The organism is Streptomyces yerevanensis (genome assembly GCF_000716805.1).
GTDB lineage: Bacteria > Actinomycetota > Actinomycetes > Streptomycetales > Streptomycetaceae > Streptomyces > Streptomyces flaveus.
Genome location: NZ_JNWJ01000064.1, coordinates 18,244 through 34,824, shown reverse-complemented (window position 1 = coordinate 34,824; position 16,581 = coordinate 18,244). Strand labels below are relative to the sequence as shown.

Here is a 16,581-nt window from a genome sequence, read left to right as displayed (position 1 = left end):
ACGACTCGATTGGATGGCAGCGGACACATTCGGTCTGCGGCGGCGGGCTCCGCAACATCTCCCGCGGGTAGGCTCTGCCTGATCAGGCAAAGTCGGCGGGGACGAGGCATGGGCGGGGTCGAGAAGACGCGGGGTGGCGGGGCTGAGCGGGCGACCTCGCGTGATGTCGCCCGGCTTGCCGGGGTGTCGCACACGGCCGTGTCCTTCGTCTTCAACGGGCATGCCCAGGGCAACCTCTCCGCCGAGACGCAGGAGAAGATCCGCAAGGCGGCCGAACAGCTCGGCTACCGGCCGAACGCGGTCGCCCGTGGCCTGCGCCGGCGTCGTACCGCCGTGATCGGTCTGGTCACGGACGAGATCGCCACCTCGCCGTTCGCCGGGCGGCTGCTGCGCGGGGCCATGGACATGGCGTGGAGCAGTGAGCACCTGGTGCTCACCGTCGACTCCGGGCAGGACCCGGTCGCCGAGGACGCGGCCGTCGCCGAACTGCTCGACCGGAGGGTCGACGGGATCATCTACGCCGCGCTGTCCTTGCGCCGCGCCCGAGTCCCGGAAGGGCTGCACCGTACGTTCGCCGTGTTCGCCAACTGTCTCCCCGAGGACGGCTCCCTCCCGGCCGTCATCCCCGCCGAGCGGGCCGGTGGCCGCAGCGCCGCGCGCGTCCTTCTCGACGCGGGCCACCGCCGTGTCGCCCTGGTAGGCGGTCTGGACGACATCGCGACCGCGGAACGGCTGCGCGGCTTCCGGGACGCGCTGCGGACGGTGGGGCTGACCGCCGAGAAGGACTGGATCATGCGGACGGGAGGGGAGATCGCCGCCGGGTACCAGGGCGCGCTGCGGCTGCTGGACGGTGTTCCCGCCCACCGGCGGCCCACGGGGATCGTCTGTTACAACGACCGGGTCGCCGCGGGCGTCCTCCACGCCGCCGCGCGCCTGGGCCTCGACGTGCCCGCCGAGCTGTCCGTCGTCGGCTATGACGACCAGGAGCACATGGCGGCTTTCCTCAGCCCGCCCCTCACCACGGTCGCTCTGCCCCATCGCGCGATGGGAGAGACGGCCGTCCGCCTGCTCTTGGACGCCATCGACAGCGGGACCGCGCCGCCGGTCACCACCCGGCGGCTGGAGTGCCCCGTCGTCACGCGGGGTTCGGTGGGACCAGCTCCCAGCCCGTGACCTCGACGTCCGTCCCCGACACGGTCAGCTCCGCGATGTCGTCGTCCCGTCGGTACACCCGTTCCGTGGCCGTCGCCCGGTCACCCGCGAACAGTTCCAGCAGGGAGCCGTCCACGAGGATCCGTACGGTGAGGGTCTCGCCCGGCGGGGTCGGCAGGACCAGGGGGGCCGTGCCGTCCGGGCGGGAGCGTGGCCAGGCCGTGCGGTCCAGGGTCACCGTGCCGGACGCCGGGTCGAGTCGCACGGTCAGTTCGGCCCCGGACGTGGCCCGCAGCAGACTCACGGTCGCCGCTGAACGGGCAGTCACCAGCAGGTCGTACGCGAGGGGGAGTAGCCGGTGCGGTCCTGGTGCGGCCGTGAACGGGACGGCCGCTCGCAGTAGTTCGAGTTCCGGAGCCGGTACGACCCGTAGCGTGCCGTCGTCGTGGGTGTCCATCACCCGGGGTGCCGTGAGGACGCCGGACCAGCCCGCGCGGTCCACCTCCTCGGGCGGGCGTGACTCCCAGGACCAGCCCCAGAGCAGGGCGCGGCCGGACTCCGTGTCCTGGAGGACGGAGGGGGCGTAGAAGTCACGGCCGAGGTCCAGCGGGCCGCCGCCCGTACCGGCCGCGAACCTCGGTCCACCGTCCGCCTGCTCCACCAGACGGCCCGTGACGTACGCGGTGCTCAGCGGGTCGCCGTCCCACAGGGCCACCGCCAGCACCCAGTCGCCCCCGGGGGTCGCCCACAACTGCGGGCACTCCCAGCCGATCGCCCGCTTGCCGAAGGCGCGGGCCGCCGCCGGGTCCCGGCCGTCCAGCAGGACCCCGGCGAACCGCCAGTCGTACAGGTCCTCACAGTCGTACACCAGGACGGACGGGGTGCCGTCGGCGTGGCCGGCGCCCATCAGCGCCCAGCGGCGTCCGGCGAAGCGGAAGACGAAAGGGTCCCGGAACATCGTCACGTCCAGGCCGGGTGGTGGGCCGGCGACCACCGGCACCGGCAGTTGCTTCCACTCCTGGAGGCCGTCGTCCTCGGTCACGGCGAGACAGATCGCGCTCAGGCCCTGGTGGTCGTGGTCGATCCCCGAGTACACCGCTGTCGGTACACCACCGTCGTCCACCACGCAGCCGGACCAGCAGCCCGCCTCGTCCGGGCCGTCGGGCGTGGGGCGCAGGGCGATTCCGTGGTCGTCCCAGTGGGCGAGGTCGGGGCTGGAGGCGTGGCCCCAGTGAACGTTCGTGTGCACGGGGGCGTCGGGGTTGTGCTGGTAGAAGAGGTGGTATCGATCGCCCCAGCGGAACGGGCCATTCGGGTCGTTCATCCAGTTGGCCGGCGGGCGGACCCGGAAACGCGGGCTGTTGGCGTCGGTCGACCGGCTCACGGAACTCAACGATTGACTCCTGCGGATGTGATGCCCTCGCGCAGAGGGCGCTGGCCGACGACGAACACGACGACGGCGGGGATCATGGAGAGGACGACTCCGGCGAGGACGACGGAGATCGAGCCGGTGCCGAGGTTGCCCTGGAGGGAGACCAGGCCCAGGGGCAGCGTGAGGTTCTCGGTGGAGGTTTCGAGGATCAGCGGCCGGAAGAACTCGTTCCAGTGGTAGTTGAAGGCCAGCACGCCGACGATGGCGAGACCGGGGGCCGCCAAGGGGGCGTACACCGACCGGAAGACGCGCCACGGACCCGCGCCGTCGATCATCGCCGCCTCGCCCAGGTCCTTCGGCATGCCCAGGAAGTACTGGCGCATCAGGAAGGTGCCGAAGGCCGTCGGGAAGGCCGGGACGATGAGGCCGAGCAGGGTGTCGGTCAGACCCATCGTCTTCAGTTCCAGGAAGACCGGGACCATCGTGACCTGCAACGGCACCATCATCGTGGCCAGGACCAGCGCGAACAGCGGCTTCTTGAAGCGGAATTCGAGGCGGGCGAAGGCATAGCCCGCCAGGCCCGCGGTGATCATCTGGCCGGCCGCGATCAGCGCGGTCACCAGGGTGGAATTCAGTGCGTACAGCCAGACGTCGATCTGGTCGAAGACCCCGCGGTAGGCGTCGACGGTGGGGTCCGTGGGGATGATCTTCGGCGGCAGGTCGAAGGACTCCGCCGGCGTGCGCAGTGACGTCGACACCGTCCAGATGACCGGGCCGAGCGTCAACAGGGCGCACAGCGCCAGGCCTGCGATCCGGCCCCAGGGCGCCAGGCCGTGCCGTACGCGTGACGCGGTGGGGCTCGTGCGGGGACCCGGCATCGAACCCGACGCCGCACCCGATACCGAACCCGAGAGGGAACTCGTACTCATCTGACTCACCCGGCTCACTGGTAGTGGACATAACGCCGGCTGAGCCGGAACTGGAGTGCGGTGACCGCCATGATCAGGACGAAGAGCAGGACGCCCACAGCGGACGCCTCGCCGAAGCGGAGCTGCTCGAAGGCCGTCTCGTAGATGACCATCACGACCGTGCGCGTCGAGTCGCCGGGCCCGCCCGCGGTGAGGACGTACGGCTGCTCGAAGACCTGGAGGGCGTTGATGATGCCGACCACGGACGCGACCAGCAGCGTGGGCGACAGCAGCGGCAGGGTGATGGCGAGGTGTTTGCGCACCCCGCTCGCGCCGTCCAGCGCAGCCGCCTCGTGCACCTCTTTCGGGATGTTGTTCAGGCCGCCGACGAACAGCAGGAACGAGAAGCCGAACTGCTGCCAGACGTACGCCAGGACCACGGCCGCCATCGCCCCGTTCTCCGAGGTCAGCCAGGGGACCGAGGGGATACCGACCGTGCCGAGGAGCCAGTTCACGGGGCCGAAGTCCTGGTTGAACAGGTACTTCATCACCACCGAGATGGACGCGGCGGACAGCACCAGCGGGAAGAAGAACGCCGAACGGAACACGGACCGCAGCCACTTGGGCATCCGGCCGTTCACCGCGATCGCCAGCACGAGGGCGATCAGCAACTGGAGTGCGACCGCGAGCACCATGAAGACGAGCGTGTTGCGGAAGGAGACGAGGACCGTCGAATCGGTCAGGATCTCCCGGTAGTTGGCCGCTCCGGCCCACCGCGGGTCGTCGATCACGTCCCACTGGAAGAGGCTGAGGACGACCGAGCCGACGATCGGTACGACCGTGAAGACGACGATGCCGACGACGGTGGGCGCGAGGAACAGTACGGCGAGGAGGCGGGTGCCCCGGGTGCGGATGGTGGTGGCGGCCGTGGACTCGGATGCCTTGCGGGTCTGACCGGTCCTGCGGCTCTTGCGGGTGCGGGCGGGCTCCGGCCCCACGGGCCTGATCTCGGTGTTCGTCACACTTCACGCTCCATGGCCTTCTCCAGGTCCCCCTGCAGCCGGCGCAGCGCGGGACGCACCGCGCCGGGGCTCGCGAGGGCGGTTCCGGTGTGCTTGATCAGCAGCTGCTCGACCTCGTTGACCTGCGGCGGGGCCGGGATCGGGCCGGTGGTGGGGATCTTGTCGAGGGTGTCGTAGAAGACCTGCCAGTGGGCCGGTCCTGTCTCCCGGTAGCGGGCCTCGTCGACCATGGAGCGGCGGGCCGGAGTGGTCTGGTTGGCCGCGAAGAGCTGGGTCATCACGTCCTTGCGGGCGGTGTACTTGATGAACTCCCAGGCCTCGTCCCGCATCTTCGACGTGCGCAGCATCGCGTACCCGGCGGCGCCGAACTGGTGACGCCGGGTGCGCCAGCGCGGGAAGTACCGCACGTCGTAGTCGGCCGGCTTCATGCCCGCCTGATGCAGGCCGCCCGCCCAGAAGCCGCCCGCGGGCGTGACACCGACGCGGCCGGTGGAGAAGACGCCGACGAGGTTGCGGCCGTCGCCGCCCTCCGGCCGGGTGCACAGGTCCTCCTGGACGAGGGAGGAGAGGTAGTCGTAGACCTCCACGACGCGGTCGGAGTCGGCCAGGGGTGTCGTCCACCGGTAGCCGCCGCCCCGGCCGCGCCGCTGTGCCTCGGGATAGAAGGAGTTCCAGAGCCAGTCGCCGCCGGGGGCCTTGGACTCGGTGAGGAGGTTGGTGTCGTTGGCGAAGAGCCAGGGGACCACTCCGCCCCACAGCCGGTTGGTCCAGAAGTACGGGGTGAAGCGGTCGCCGTTGCTGCGTTTCATCGCTCGCAGCAGCGTGGTGAAGTCGTCGTGGGTCCAGTCGTCGTCGGGTAGGTCGGCACCCGCGCGTTCGAGGACCCGGCTGTTGAGGTACATGTCGGCCGCGTTGAACTCGACCGGCAGCTGGTAGAGGCTCCCCTCGTACATCATCGACTCGACCAGCGAGGGATGGACGTCGGCGAAGTACGTGCGCAGCTCGGCCGCGTCCCGCTTCGCCCACCTGTCCAGCGGTACGCCGAGCCGCTGGGCGAAGAGCTGCACGCCCTCGGTGGCGACGTACACGAGGTCGGGTGCCGTGCCCGCGGCGATCTGGGTGAGGATCTTGGAGAAGAAGTCCGACCAGTCGTAGGCCTGTACGGGGTTGATACGGATCCTGATGTCGGGGTGGACCTCGCGGAATCCGTCGCGCAGGGCGCGCTGCGCCTCGGGGTTGAAGGCGGAGCCCAGGGTGGCGATGACGAGCGAGCCGTCGTCGCGGCCGGGGATGTCGGCGGCGGTGAGGCGGTCCCAGCCGGCCGCGACACCGGCGAGAGCGGCGGCTCCGGCGCCGTATGCGCCGTAGCGCATCAGGGCCCGTCGGGAGAGGAGCGAGTCGGTCATCGGCGAGCCTAACTCGTGTTAGCCGAAGTTTGATTTCATGATGATGAGAACCCCGCTGCGGCCCTGTCAAGGGATGTGCGCGGATGGGAAGTTGCGGGAACGGCCGGTGCGCGAGGGCTTGACCTTTAACGAGTTAGGTATACGGTTCCGGACCACATGAGCCGTGTCCCGACGACGATGTCGGGGAAGGGAGCCGCACGATGCGTGGCATGAAGAGGAGTTCGCTCGGCCCGGGGGAGACACTGTCCAGGCGGTCGCTGCTGACGGCCTCGGCCGTCGGCGCCGCCGGTGTTCTGCTGCCGGACCTCGTGAGACCGGCGGTCGCGGCGGCCCGCGGGGCGACGGCCGCGTGCACGGGCAGCTACCGCGCCGAGTACCACTTCACGGTCCCCGACCAGTGGATGAACGACCCGCAGCGCCCGGTCTGGATCGACGGCGAGTACCACTACTACTACCTCTACAACCCCGACTACTCGACGGGCGGCACGACGGCCGGCACCGCCTGGCGCCTGGCCACCAGCACCGACCTCGTCTCCTTCACCGACCGGGGCATCGCCGTGCCGAAGGACACGACCCCCAACGGCGATGTCTGGTCCGGCTCGGCGGTGGTCGACACGGACGACACGGCGGGCTTCGGCGCGGGCGCGGTGATCGTCCTCGCCACCATGGCGCCCGACGACGTCACCCAGGCCCAGTACCTGTACTACTCGACGGACGACGGCCGCACCTTCACGAACCACGGCACCGCCCCGGTCCTCCCCAACCCCGGCGTACGGGACTTCCGCGACCCCAAGGTGATCCGCGACGAGGAGCGCGGGCGGTGGGTGATGGTGCTCGCCGAGAACGACAAAGTCGGCTTCTACCACTCCGCCGACCTCAAGGCGTGGACGTACGTCGGCGGCTTCGTCAAGGGCGGCATCGGCGTCCTGGAGTGCCCCGACCTGTTCCGGATCAGGGCGGACGACGGGACCTGGAAGTGGGTGCTGGGCGTCAGCGCCAACGGCAAGGGCTCCGGGCTGCCGAGCACGTTCGCGTACTGGACGGGTTCCTTCGACGGTACGACCTTCACCGCCGACGCGTCCGATCCCCAGTGGCTGGACCACGGCTGGGACTGGTACGCGGCGGTCACCTTCGACAAACGTGACGCGAGCGGGGTCCTGGACCCTGACGCGCGGTATGCGATCGGCTGGATGAACCACTGGGACTACGCGAACACCACGCCCACCATCGAGTGCGACGGCTTCAACGGCACCGACTCGATCGTCCGCGAGGTACGACTGAAGCACGCGTCGGGTACGTATTACCTGGCGTCCCAGCCGGTGGCGGCCCTGGACGACCATGTGTCGCGCACGGTGGACCTCGGCGACATCGCGGTCGACGGCACACGACCGCTCGACTACACGGGTACCGCGTACGAGCTGACCTGTGAGATCACCTGGGACCAACTGCTGGGCGCAGGCCTCCAGTTGCGGCGGTCGTCGGACGGTGGGCGGCACATCGACGCGGGAGTCTACGGCGACTACGCCTTCGTCAACCGCGGTTACACCGTGAGCCCCGACACCTCCGGCCGCTGGCAGGAGAGCCGCACGCCGTTCGACCTGTCCGCCGGCACGGTCCGCCTGCGGATCCTCGTCGACCGCACGTCCGTCGAGATGTTCGTCGGCGACGGCCGGTACGTGCACTCGACCGAGGCCTTCCCCGACCCGTCCGACACCGCACTGGCGCTGTTCACGATCGACGGGCAGGCGGTGTTCCGGAACGTGGTGATCCGGGAGTTCACGGTCTGATCCGACGGGGAGGTGGCCGGGGCGGGCCGAGAGGCTGCCGACGACCGGCGCGCCAGGGCTCTCTATACCGAGGCAAGCCAGACATCGGCACCGCGGAAACGGGCACGAGATGCCACGCCCGCACATGTGGTGGAACCTCGCCCGTCGGTAGGGGAATCCGCCGCGGGCGAGTTCGAGAGGTCCTGTCCAGTTGGCGAGATCACTCTCGACGCCGTCGGTCTTGCCCCTTGCGGCCTCCTTGAGGCCGCGTTGAGGCCACAAGGACAGGAACAGACCGACAAGTGTTGACGAGCACCGACACCACTCACCTCGCCTGACCTGCTGAAACGTCATGGATGAGCACTGATCGGCAAGAGCCGCCAAGATCCCGAATGGACTCATAATCCGTCGGCCGTGGGTTCGAGTCCCACCCGCCCCACTTGTGCAGGTCTCTGACCTGCGGAAACGTTCATTTTGGGCTGTTGGATCGTCAACTTTGCCTGAACGGACTGAATCCGCTGCTCGCGACTTCTGAGCGGGGCGAGACTCTTACTCCCTCGCCGAGCAGACACCGCACTGACCTGCGGAAATGCTGATGATCAGGAACTGTACCGGCGAGCTGGCAGCATCCCCTCGGCTTCATTTCGTGATCCTGGGGACGTGTTGGGGACGCAGGGTTTCGGTGGTGTCTGCTGGCCACCGTCCGCGGGCCCTCTGTCCGGCCGCCCGGGGAGCTTCCGTACGGGACTGCTGACCGAGTTCGGCCGCACCTTCGAGGAGCCCGATCGCGTCGGTAGAGGGGCTTGAGGGGCTGGTGTGCGTTGGGCGGAAACTGCCCGAACAGAAAACGGCCCGGTATGTCCGATGATTCGTTCGACCGCGGTGCCGGCGTCGCCCCTCGCAGCCCATGGCTTCGTGACGCCGGAACGAAGCACCACGCCGGGTTACTTACCGTGAGGGACGCTCGCAGGGTCTTCTCCCTGCGTGGACGTAGGTCAGGCGTTGAGGAAGTGGGGGCCTCTGTTGCGAGGGGGCGGTCGAGAGCCGGGTGGATGGGGACCGTGCCGTTGGACAGGGACCGGCCGGTGCCGTGGTGGGTGTGGGCGATGATCTCCGCGGTGATGGAGATCGCTGTTTCCTCGGCGGTCCGGGCACCGAGGTCGAGTCCGATCGTCGGGAGTCCAGCCTGCGGCCGGGCAGCGGATGCGCCGCCCAGGTGCTGGCCAGCTCGACCAGGATCGCCGCGGCCCACCAGGTCAGCCGCGCGCCGCCGTCGACTGCCGCGCCGATCAGCCACAGAGGTGCGGCCCCGACGAACCAGACCAGGACGCGGAGGAAGTGCTCCTGATTAACCGGGTCGAGGCCGACGGTCAGCAGCCATACGGTCCGGCCGATGTGAATGAGCAGGAAGGTGGCGACGAAGACCCAGCCGGCGTCGCCGAAGGCTCGTGGGATCGCGGCGTTCATGAACAGCCCCGTGAGCATGACGGCCAGCAGCATCCGCCTGGTCCGCGGGTTCTCGGCCGGGACGAGGGTGACCGCCCAGGTGGTGTACGCCCACGCCGCATAGACGGCGAGGTAGAGCACAAGCGCCTGGGCGGCGCCGATCCAGGTGGGATGTACGAGGAGCCGGTGCGACAACTGGCCGATCGCGAAGACGTAGACCAGGTCGAAGAACAGCTCCAGCGGCGTGACCTCCCGGCGCGCCGGGTCGCTGGTCAACTGCACGATGACTCTCCTCGGGGTGTCCGTGTGAACGGTCAGCCGGCGAGGAAGGCGCTCACCTGACGGGCGAAGTCCTTGGCGTGCTGGAAGAGGAAGGCGTGCCCGGCGTCGCTGTAGGCGACGAGGGTGGCGTCGGGGACGTACTGGACGGCGGTGTAGGACGCCAGGGCGGGGATCATCGCGTCCTTGATGCCGGTGGCGTACAGAACGGGCTGCCGGATGGTTGCCAGGTCCGCGCGCACCTGCTCGAAGGGGATCGACGCGTCCTTCTGGATCGCGGCGATCTGGCCCATGGCCGCGGCCTCGGACACGTCGGGGCGTCCGGCGGCCAGCCGGGTGGCCACCCTGGCGAGGTGTTCGTACCCGGCGGCGCGGCCGGTGTCCGTCTCGGGGAAGAACAGGAACACCAGGTCGTCCCCGGTGACCTCGGGCTTGGTCATGGTGGCCCCGACCTTCGGGTTCGGGTCGGGCGCGCCGGGCACCTGCCCGCCCGGGTTGGCGGCCGCCACGACCAGCTTGCGCACCAGGTCGGGCCGAAGGCGGGCGATGTGCTGGGCGACGGTGCCGCCCAGCGTCCAGCCGAGCAGGTCCACCTGGGGCAGACGGAGAGCCTCGATGAACTCGACGGTGCCGTCGGCCAGACCCTCGACCGAGTCTCGCGGGGTGCCGGTGGTGTAGCCGGTGCCGACGTTGTCGAACACGATCACGTCATGGCCGGCGGCGAGGTGGTCCAGGAACTCGGGGTCCCACCAGTCGAGGGTCCCGCGGACCCGGTTCAGCAGGACCAGCGGGACACCGCCCCGCGGGCCGATGCGCCGGTAGGTGAACGTCGCGGAGGGGCCGTCCACGGTGAGGTCCTCGGCCGCGTCTGCCAGATAGGTGCTCATGGCGGGCTTCGCTTCCTGTCGCTGTGTCTCGTGGGATCTGGTGGGGCCGCGTCAGGCGGGCAGGTGGTTGAGCTTGCGCAGCTGCTGGTCGAAGATGCGGGAGGGGACCATGCGGCGCATGGTGCGGACGCGTCCGGTCATGGCGCCGGCGGTGTAGCGCAGCTTCGGCTTGGCGTCGGTGGCCGCCGCGACGATCTCCTTGGCGACGACGGCGGGGTCGTCGCCGTCCTTGACCGCGCCGGCCATGTACTCCTCGAAGGCGAGCCGGCGCCTGGCGTAGACGTCCAGGGGCTGGTCGGGCCGCACGCTGGCCGCGTCGATCGCGGTGTTCGTCCAGGCGGGTTCGACGAGCAAGGACCGTACGCCGTACTCGCGTACCTCGTGGTCGACGGACTCCGAGTAGCCCTCGACGGCGTGCTTGGAGGCGGCGTAGACCGCCATGTAGGGCTGCGGGATGAACCCGACGATGGACGAGATGTTGATGATCCGTCCGCTGCGCTGGGCGCGCATGTGCGGCAGGACGGCGTTCGTCATGCGGATGACGCCGAAGACGTTGATGTCGAAGAGGCCCTGCGCCTGCGCGGCGGAGCTTTCCTCGGCGGCGCCCGCCGAGCCGATACCCGCGTTGTTGACCAGGACGTCGATCCGCCCGAACCGGTCGATCACCTCGCCGACCGCAGCGGTCACCGAATCGTCGCTGGTCACGTCCAGGTCGAGGAAGGTCACGCCCTTCACAGGGGTGACGTGCACGGTGTTGCGGCTGGTGCCGACCACGTCGTAGCCCGCCGCGGCCAGCGCGAGCGCGGCTGCCTTTCCGATGCCGGAGGACGCACCCGTGATGAGGGCTACCGGTCGTGTCGTCGTTGCCATTTCGGACTCCTGACTCAGGGGATCGCGTGTGTCTTGCCGTGTAGGGGATCGCTTCCGGTGCCCCCACAATCGGTTTCATCAATGTATCAAGTTTGCCTGTAGTAGCAACAACGGAGCATCAATTAATCGGTTATCCGTAGCGTCAACGTATCCTCTACGGAGGGTCAACGGATGGGCTGACGCTGCCGGGCAGGGGTCGTTCCAAGGTGCCGCCGACTCCATGAAGCAGACCCGCGGACGGCGGGCTGAGCTGCAACGACGTGTTGGGCCGGGCGGACACGCAGGCCGTCGCCGTGACGGCCAGGACGACGCACCGACCCTTTCGCGGCCAGCACGCGCCGCCGGTCGCGGGGGCGCCTCAGTCGCCCATTGGGCCCATGGCTTCGATGGCGGCGCAGATGTGAGCGAATGGTCTGGGGTGCGCAGTCGTGACGTGGAGGGCTGCGAGGGCGCCGGGGGGGGTGCCTCTATGTCCTTCGTCAAGGCACTGCTGTCGGGTTTGGGGTGATTCGGTCTTGCTGGGGTCATGCGGCGAGTTCGACGTCCGCGGGCGTGCGGGATTCGTAGAAGGTGCCGTCTCGGAGCATGGCGAACAGGACGCTGATGCGTTGGCGGGCGAGGCGGAGGAGGGCCTGGGTGTGGGTCTTGCCGCGGGCGCGTTGCTTGTCGTAGTAGGCGCGGGAGGCGGGATCGGCGTTCATGCAGGCGAAGGCGGACAGGAACATGGCGCGTTTGAGCTGGCGGTTGCCGCCTCGGGGCGCGTGTTCGCCGTGGATCGAGGTCCCCGACGACTTCGTGGTGGGGGCGAGTCCGGCGTAGGAGGCCAGGTGGGCGGCGCTCGGGAAGCTGGTGCCCTCGCCGACGGTGACCAGCAGGACGGCGGCGGTCCTGACGCCGACGCCGGGCATCGACGTCAGGACCGGGGAAAGAGGGTGGGCCTCCAGCAGGGCGTTGATCTGGGCTTCCAGGGCCCGGCGCTGTTCGTGGACAGCGGCGAGCGAGCGGGCCAGGGAGGGCACGACGATGTCGAGGGTGCCGGTCCCCGGGACCACGACGGTCTGCTCGTCCAACGCCTCGAAGACATCGTCGATCAGCCGCTGGGCCATGCGCGGGGTCTTGGGCCGGATCAGCTCGACGAGCCTGCGGCGGCCAGCTTTGCGCAGTGCGGCGGGGGAGCCGTAGCGCTCCAGCAGCCAGGTGACGGCCTGGTGGTCGAGGCGGGGGCCCACAACGCGCTCCAGCGACGGGTGGAACTGGGCGAGCAGGCCGCGTATCCGGTTGGAAGTGCGGGTGGCCTCGGCCGCGAGGTCCTGGTCGAAGCCGACGAGGACCGTGAGTTCGGCGGTGATCTCGTCGGTGAGTTCCAGGGAGCGCAGGGTGTGCGGCATGGTGCGGGCCGCATCCGCGATCACCGCAGCGTCCTTCGCATCGGTCTTGGCCTCGCCCGGATACAGGTCGGCGATCCGCCGCATCGCCAGGCCGGGCAGGTAGACACCTCAGGCGCCTAAGCTGTCAACTGGCAGCGCGCCGTGATCCGCTCCAGTCGAACACGCCGATGGTCAGTTGCTGGCGAAGGCGGACAGGAGTGTGTCTGTGCGGAGCTGAAGCTCAGGTGTCTCGGTTCCCGTGACGCTGACGGACACCTCCTCGCCGCCGACGGCCTGAGCGAGGGCGACTTCCAGAGTGGCGCTCGTGCCAACCAGGGGATACGAATACCAGCCGTCGGGTGCCTCGTCGTCGGTGTCCTGAACGCCGGCTTCGATGGCTTCCCAGTCGGTTTCGTCGAAGGCATATCCGGCATAGCCGGACAGCAATTCAAGGAAGGCGCGCAGGTTGCGGCCCCAGATCCATCCGGCGATCGGCTCGGTCACACGTCCCCCGACTCTGTAAAAAGGACAGCATGGCAGACGTGGTCTGCCGTCACGCTGCGGCGGCGAGCTGGACGGGGAAGGCGGTCTGTTCGTCGAACAGCTTGCGGTGCTGGAGGCAGTGGTAGAGCTGGCCGAGCATGCGGTTGAAGAGGTTGCGTTGGGCTGCGGCGTGCCAGTCTCCGTGATCGTCGCGGCGGCGCCGGTAGTGAGTCTTGGCTCCGGGCGAGGCGGTGATGGAGGAGAAGGCCCAGAGGTAGCCAGCTGCGTTGAGCCGGTCGTTTTTGACCCACCGGCGGGTGATGCTCGACTTCTTGCCGGAGGCCCTGGTGATGGGCGAGGCGCCTGCATAGGCCTTCAGACCGCGGGCGTCCGCGAAGCGGGACCGATCGTCTCCAATTTCGGCGAGCACCCGGGCGCCGAGCTGGACGCCGAGGCCGGGGAAGCTGAGGATGATCTCAGCGTCCGGGTGCTGAGGGAAAGCCTCTTCGACCGCCTCGGTGAGGTCGTCGGCGGCGGTGCAGGCAGCCTCCAACTGGACCAGGAGGGCGAGCATTTGCTTGCCCAGCGCTTCTTCGACCAGCGGCGGCTGGTGGGCGTAGTCGGCGCGGAAGACGCCACGGAGTCGCTCGGCCTCGGCCGTGATGCCGCGCTTGCGGCCGGCCCGCTTGAGCGCGGCCTCCAGCTGCGTGCGGCTCAATCGCGCGGCTCGGGTCGGCGTCGGGGCAGCCTTCAGCAGCTCCCGGGCCTCCGACCGCCACCACCGCAAGCACCAGGGCGTCGCACCACTCTGCAGGAAGGCATGGCCTGCCGGGCTGAAACAAGATGTCAACGTCCCGGTACTCGAACAGATCCGAAGAGCCGGAGCTTCACGGACCCGTTGTTACAAGGGGATTAGGCGACCTTGCAGCCCGCGTCCCGGGCGACCGTGAGCGGGAGGGCTCCGATGGATGCGGGCTGGTCCACGATCACCAGGACGGTGCCGAACTTCGCGGCCAGTTTGTCGAACACGGCCCGCAGTTTCGGCTCGCTGTTGGGCAGCTGCTTGTCGAAGACCTTCTTGCCGGCCGGAGTCAGCCCGTGCCCGTGATGAGAGCTCTTGCCGACGTCCAGGCCGAGGAACACGCCCACGTCTTCGGTGACGAACATCGCGCCCTTCCAGGAGAGTTGAATGTGCCGGCCTCGGCAGTGGTGTCGTACGCGCGCATCCACGTTATGCAGACCTGCCGCCCGCGAGCTGTCCGGCATTGCGCCGGACCGGGTGGTGGCCGGACCTCTCATCAGCGTCTCCGACGGCACCTCCCGGGCCCGGTGACACCACCCCCCAGGTCATCGGTTCGACAGGGGGGGACACAGTCATGCCGGGCCCGGAGGCCAGCGGCCCTCTTGCAGGACCGCGAAGAACATAACGGGGGCTCTCTGCGTGGCTCTGCCCCGCCGGACGGGGCTCCGGCGGGGCAGGTGTGTTGATCGGCCGTCACCGTGTGCGGTGTCGGTGACCGTCTCGCGGTGATGGATTGATGGGTTGTCAGTGGTCGAGGAAGGTGTTCACCTCGGCGCCGAACTTGGCGGCGTACTGGAAGAGGAACCCGTGGCCGGCGTTCGGGTAGATGCTGAGCTGGGCGTTGGGGAGGTACTTGGCCAACAGGTGGGAGTTCTTGGGGGGCATCAGGATGTCGCTGTCCCCGTCTGCGACCAGCGTGGGCTGGAAGAGGGCGTTGAGCCGCACCAGCTTGGACTTGTCCGGGATGCCCCACTCCGACATCGCGGTGAGCTGCGCGTCGCGGGTCTGGAGGCTCGCGGGCGCGTCGTGGTCAGTGGTGCGCTGGCCGAGGCGCTGCAGGAACTCAGTTCCGGCGGCCTGGCTGGATGCGGTGTTCTTGAAGAACAGGAAGAGGAAGTCGGCAGGGCCGGGGTTGTCCGCCAACGCGCTCGCCAGCACCTTGGGGTCGGACGCCCTCTGGTCGACCCCGCCCTGCGGGCCGGTGCCGGCCAGGACGACGCGACGGACCTGCCAGGGGCGCCGCAGAGCGACCTCCTGAGCCACCTGGCCGCCGAGGGAGAAGCCGAACAGGTCGTAGTGGGGCAGCTTGAGGGCGTCGATGAAGTCGATGGCGTCCAGGCTCATCTGCTGGACGGTGCTGGGTGTGGTGCCGGTTGAGCCGCCGACGCCGACGTTGTCCACGAGGATGACCTCGCGCTTGGCGGCGATGGTGTCGATGAGCTTGGGGTCCCAGTTGTCGAGGGTGCCGCGGTAGTGCTGGAGGAAGATCAGGGGCACGCTGCCGGCGCTGGGGTTGCCGAAGCGCCGGTACTGGTAGGTGACGCCGTTGGCGGCCTTGACGCGCAGGTTGGGGGCGGTGGCGGCGCTCTGGGGGCTCTGCGTCTGTACGACCGCGTGACGGGTGACGCTGGAGCTGTCGCTCACTGCGCTCGCCACACTCGGCGCGGCGCCGGCGACGGCGGCGACGACCGACATGGTGGCCAGCGCCACTGCGGTGCGTCGGGAGACACGGGTGCGTAGCTTCGTTGTGGGCATGCCAATTCCTTGAGTCGGGCTCGGATGTCTCCTCCGGCAGGGGAGACGGGATACCGGTCGTGAGCGACGGTCGTGCAGATGCCCGCTCCGTCGGTGCGGCGTGATCCCTTAACAGTGTCACTAAGGTATCAATTATCGCCAGAGTTGCAACATCAGAGAATCAATTAATGAGATACCCGTAGCGTTCCCGTATCCTCTACAAGGGACCGGGTAGTGAACCAGACAGGAGACAGACATGGGCCGAGCACTGCGGGCAGATGCCGAACGCAGTGTGCGCGCGATTCTGGAGGCGGCCGAGCAGGTCTTCGCCCAGGACGCCGGCGCCTCCATGGAACAGGTCGCCGAGGCGGCGGGACTGACCAGGATCACCGTTCACCGCCGCTTCGCGAACCGGCAGGCCCTCCTGGAGGCGCTCGCCGTCTCCGCCAAGCAGCAGCTCATCGACGCCATCGAGGAAGCCCGGCCGGACGCCGCTCCCGCACTCGTGGCGCTGCACCGAGTGACGGCGAACGTCCTACGGGTCAAGAACACCTGGCGCTTCACCCTCAGCCACGCCACCGCTCACACCCCCGCCGCAGCCGCCCTCTGGGGCGAGATCAACACCCACACCGTCGATCTCATGAACCGGGCGCAGCGCGAGGGGCTACTCGCCCCGGACGCAGACCTGGAGTGGACGCGGCAGGTGTACTACGCCCTCCTCAGCGAAGCCATCAACAGGCCCGGCGCGGAGCAGGACCCTGCCGCGCAGGACCCGGACGCACTGGCCACGCTCGTCATCGACACCCTCCTGCACGGCGCAGGACCACGCGGCTGAGCCGCAACTGCTCGGCAGGCGCCGGAGCCACCGATCGGCTGCCGTCGCCAAACATGTCAGCGCCACTCACGCCTGGTGGCACTGCTCGGCCTTGACGGCCACGCGGACGCAATGTGGGAGCACCTCGGCCCTGCTCCCCGCATCGCAAGGTTTGGGCCCCTGCGTACGGCAGGGCCACCTGCGGCCACGGCCGCTGGAGGTCCGTCCCGAGGTTGGGTGGGAGCTGCTGTGCGATGGAAGGGGAATCCGCTG

At 69.1% G+C, this 16,581-nt stretch carries 12 protein-coding genes and 3 pseudogenes; 3 read left to right on the top strand and 12 right to left on the bottom strand.

The window, feature by feature from the left end; all coding sequences use genetic code 11:
* The first annotated feature begins 108 nt into the window (after window positions 1-108).
* Complete coding sequence (locus tag OP79_RS40475) at window positions 109-1,173, top strand: LacI family DNA-binding transcriptional regulator (protein ID WP_106972605.1); 1,065 nt, start codon at window positions 109-111, stop codon at window positions 1,171-1,173.
* On the opposite strand, the gene OP79_RS40470 is transcribed toward OP79_RS40475, so the two are convergent.
* From OP79_RS40470 to OP79_RS40455, 4 genes are all read right to left on the bottom strand, one after another.
* Window positions 1,136-2,536, bottom strand: a complete 1,401-nt coding sequence (locus tag OP79_RS40470) for a glycoside hydrolase family 32 protein (protein WP_033327948.1) — start codon at window positions 2,534-2,536, stop codon at window positions 1,136-1,138. The genes OP79_RS40475 and OP79_RS40470 overlap by 38 nt on opposite strands.
* Window positions 2,537-2,541: 5 nt before the next feature.
* Window positions 2,542-3,402 carry a carbohydrate ABC transporter permease gene (locus OP79_RS40465; RefSeq protein ID WP_033327945.1) on the bottom strand — a complete coding sequence of 287 codons (861 nt, stop codon included), beginning with the start codon at window positions 3,400-3,402 and terminating at the stop codon, window positions 2,542-2,544.
* A 65-nt stretch (window positions 3,403-3,467) separates the two neighbouring features.
* On the bottom strand, window positions 3,468-4,454 hold the full coding sequence (locus OP79_RS40460; RefSeq protein ID WP_033327905.1) for a carbohydrate ABC transporter permease: 987 nt from the start codon (window positions 4,452-4,454) through the stop codon (window positions 3,468-3,470).
* Window positions 4,451-5,860 carry an extracellular solute-binding protein gene (locus OP79_RS40455; protein WP_033327904.1) on the bottom strand — a complete coding sequence of 470 codons (1,410 nt, stop codon included), beginning with the start codon at window positions 5,858-5,860 and terminating at the stop codon, window positions 4,451-4,453. Before OP79_RS40455 ends, OP79_RS40460 begins: the two co-directional genes overlap by 4 nt.
* A 200-nt stretch (window positions 5,861-6,060) precedes the next feature.
* On the opposite strand from OP79_RS40455, the gene OP79_RS40450 reads away from it, so the two are divergent.
* Entirely contained in the window at window positions 6,061-7,647 is a 1,587-nt protein-coding gene (locus tag OP79_RS40450; protein WP_245685617.1) for a glycoside hydrolase family 32 protein, read from the top strand.
* Between the two features lie 927 nt (window positions 7,648-8,574).
* Here the strand turns inward: OP79_RS40450 and OP79_RS40445 are convergent.
* From OP79_RS40445 to OP79_RS40410, 8 genes and pseudogenes are all read right to left on the bottom strand, one after another.
* Window positions 8,575-9,354, bottom strand: coding sequence for a low temperature requirement protein A (locus OP79_RS40445; protein ID WP_425428673.1), 780 nt, complete (start codon window positions 9,352-9,354; stop codon window positions 8,575-8,577).
* Between the two features lie 32 nt (window positions 9,355-9,386).
* Window positions 9,387-10,238: an alpha/beta fold hydrolase gene (locus OP79_RS40440; protein WP_033327903.1), complete on the bottom strand. Its 852-nt coding sequence runs from the start codon at window positions 10,236-10,238 to the stop codon at window positions 9,387-9,389.
* Window positions 10,239-10,289: 51 nt separating this feature from the next.
* Entirely contained in the window at window positions 10,290-11,108 is an 819-nt protein-coding gene (locus tag OP79_RS40435; RefSeq protein ID WP_033327902.1) for an oxidoreductase, read from the bottom strand.
* Between the two features lie 524 nt (window positions 11,109-11,632).
* A pseudogene (locus OP79_RS40430) lies at window positions 11,633-12,598 on the bottom strand (IS110 family RNA-guided transposase); the annotation flags it as partial.
* Window positions 12,599-12,667: 69 nt separating this feature from the next.
* Window positions 12,668-12,979, bottom strand: coding sequence for a hypothetical protein (locus OP79_RS54540; protein ID WP_033327900.1), 312 nt, complete (start codon window positions 12,977-12,979; stop codon window positions 12,668-12,670).
* Window positions 12,980-13,028: 49 nt separating this feature from the next.
* Window positions 13,029-13,733 (bottom strand): annotated as a pseudogene (locus OP79_RS40420) (IS110 family transposase); the annotation flags it as partial.
* A gap of 140 nt (window positions 13,734-13,873) precedes the next feature.
* Window positions 13,874-14,125: pseudogene (locus OP79_RS40415) on the bottom strand (IS110 family transposase); the annotation flags it as partial.
* A 379-nt stretch (window positions 14,126-14,504) separates the two neighbouring features.
* A complete protein-coding gene (locus OP79_RS40410) occupies window positions 14,505-15,515 on the bottom strand; it encodes an alpha/beta fold hydrolase (RefSeq protein WP_078492323.1) in 1,011 nt (336 codons plus the stop codon).
* 235 nt (window positions 15,516-15,750) lie between these two features.
* Here OP79_RS40410 and OP79_RS40405 point away from each other — a divergent pair, with 235 nt between their 5' ends.
* Window positions 15,751-16,329, top strand: a complete 579-nt coding sequence (locus tag OP79_RS40405; RefSeq protein ID WP_033327899.1) for a TetR/AcrR family transcriptional regulator — start codon at window positions 15,751-15,753, stop codon at window positions 16,327-16,329.
* The last annotated feature ends 252 nt before the right edge of the window (window positions 16,330-16,581 follow it).

What these genes read in the sequence shown, in the direction of transcription:
- OP79_RS40475 (WP_106972605.1), top strand. Translation starts at nt 109, where the DNA reads ATGGGCGGGGTCGAGAAGACGCGGGGTGGCGGGGCTGAGCGGGCGACC.
- OP79_RS40465 (WP_033327945.1), bottom strand. Translation starts at nt 3,402, where the DNA reads ATGCCGGGTCCCCGCACGAGCCCCACCGCGTCACGCGTACGGCACGGC.
- OP79_RS40455 (WP_033327904.1), bottom strand. Translation starts at nt 5,860, where the DNA reads ATGACCGACTCGCTCCTCTCCCGACGGGCCCTGATGCGCTACGGCGCA.
- OP79_RS40450 (WP_245685617.1), top strand. Translation starts at nt 6,061, where the DNA reads ATGCGTGGCATGAAGAGGAGTTCGCTCGGCCCGGGGGAGACACTGTCC.
- OP79_RS40440 (WP_033327903.1), bottom strand. Translation starts at nt 10,238, where the DNA reads ATGAGCACCTATCTGGCAGACGCGGCCGAGGACCTCACCGTGGACGGC.
- OP79_RS40435 (WP_033327902.1), bottom strand. Translation starts at nt 11,108, where the DNA reads ATGGCAACGACGACACGACCGGTAGCCCTCATCACGGGTGCGTCCTCC.
- OP79_RS40410 (WP_078492323.1), bottom strand. Translation starts at nt 15,515, where the DNA reads ATGCCCACAACGAAGCTACGCACCCGTGTCTCCCGACGCACCGCAGTG.
- OP79_RS40405 (WP_033327899.1), top strand. Translation starts at nt 15,751, where the DNA reads ATGGGCCGAGCACTGCGGGCAGATGCCGAACGCAGTGTGCGCGCGATT.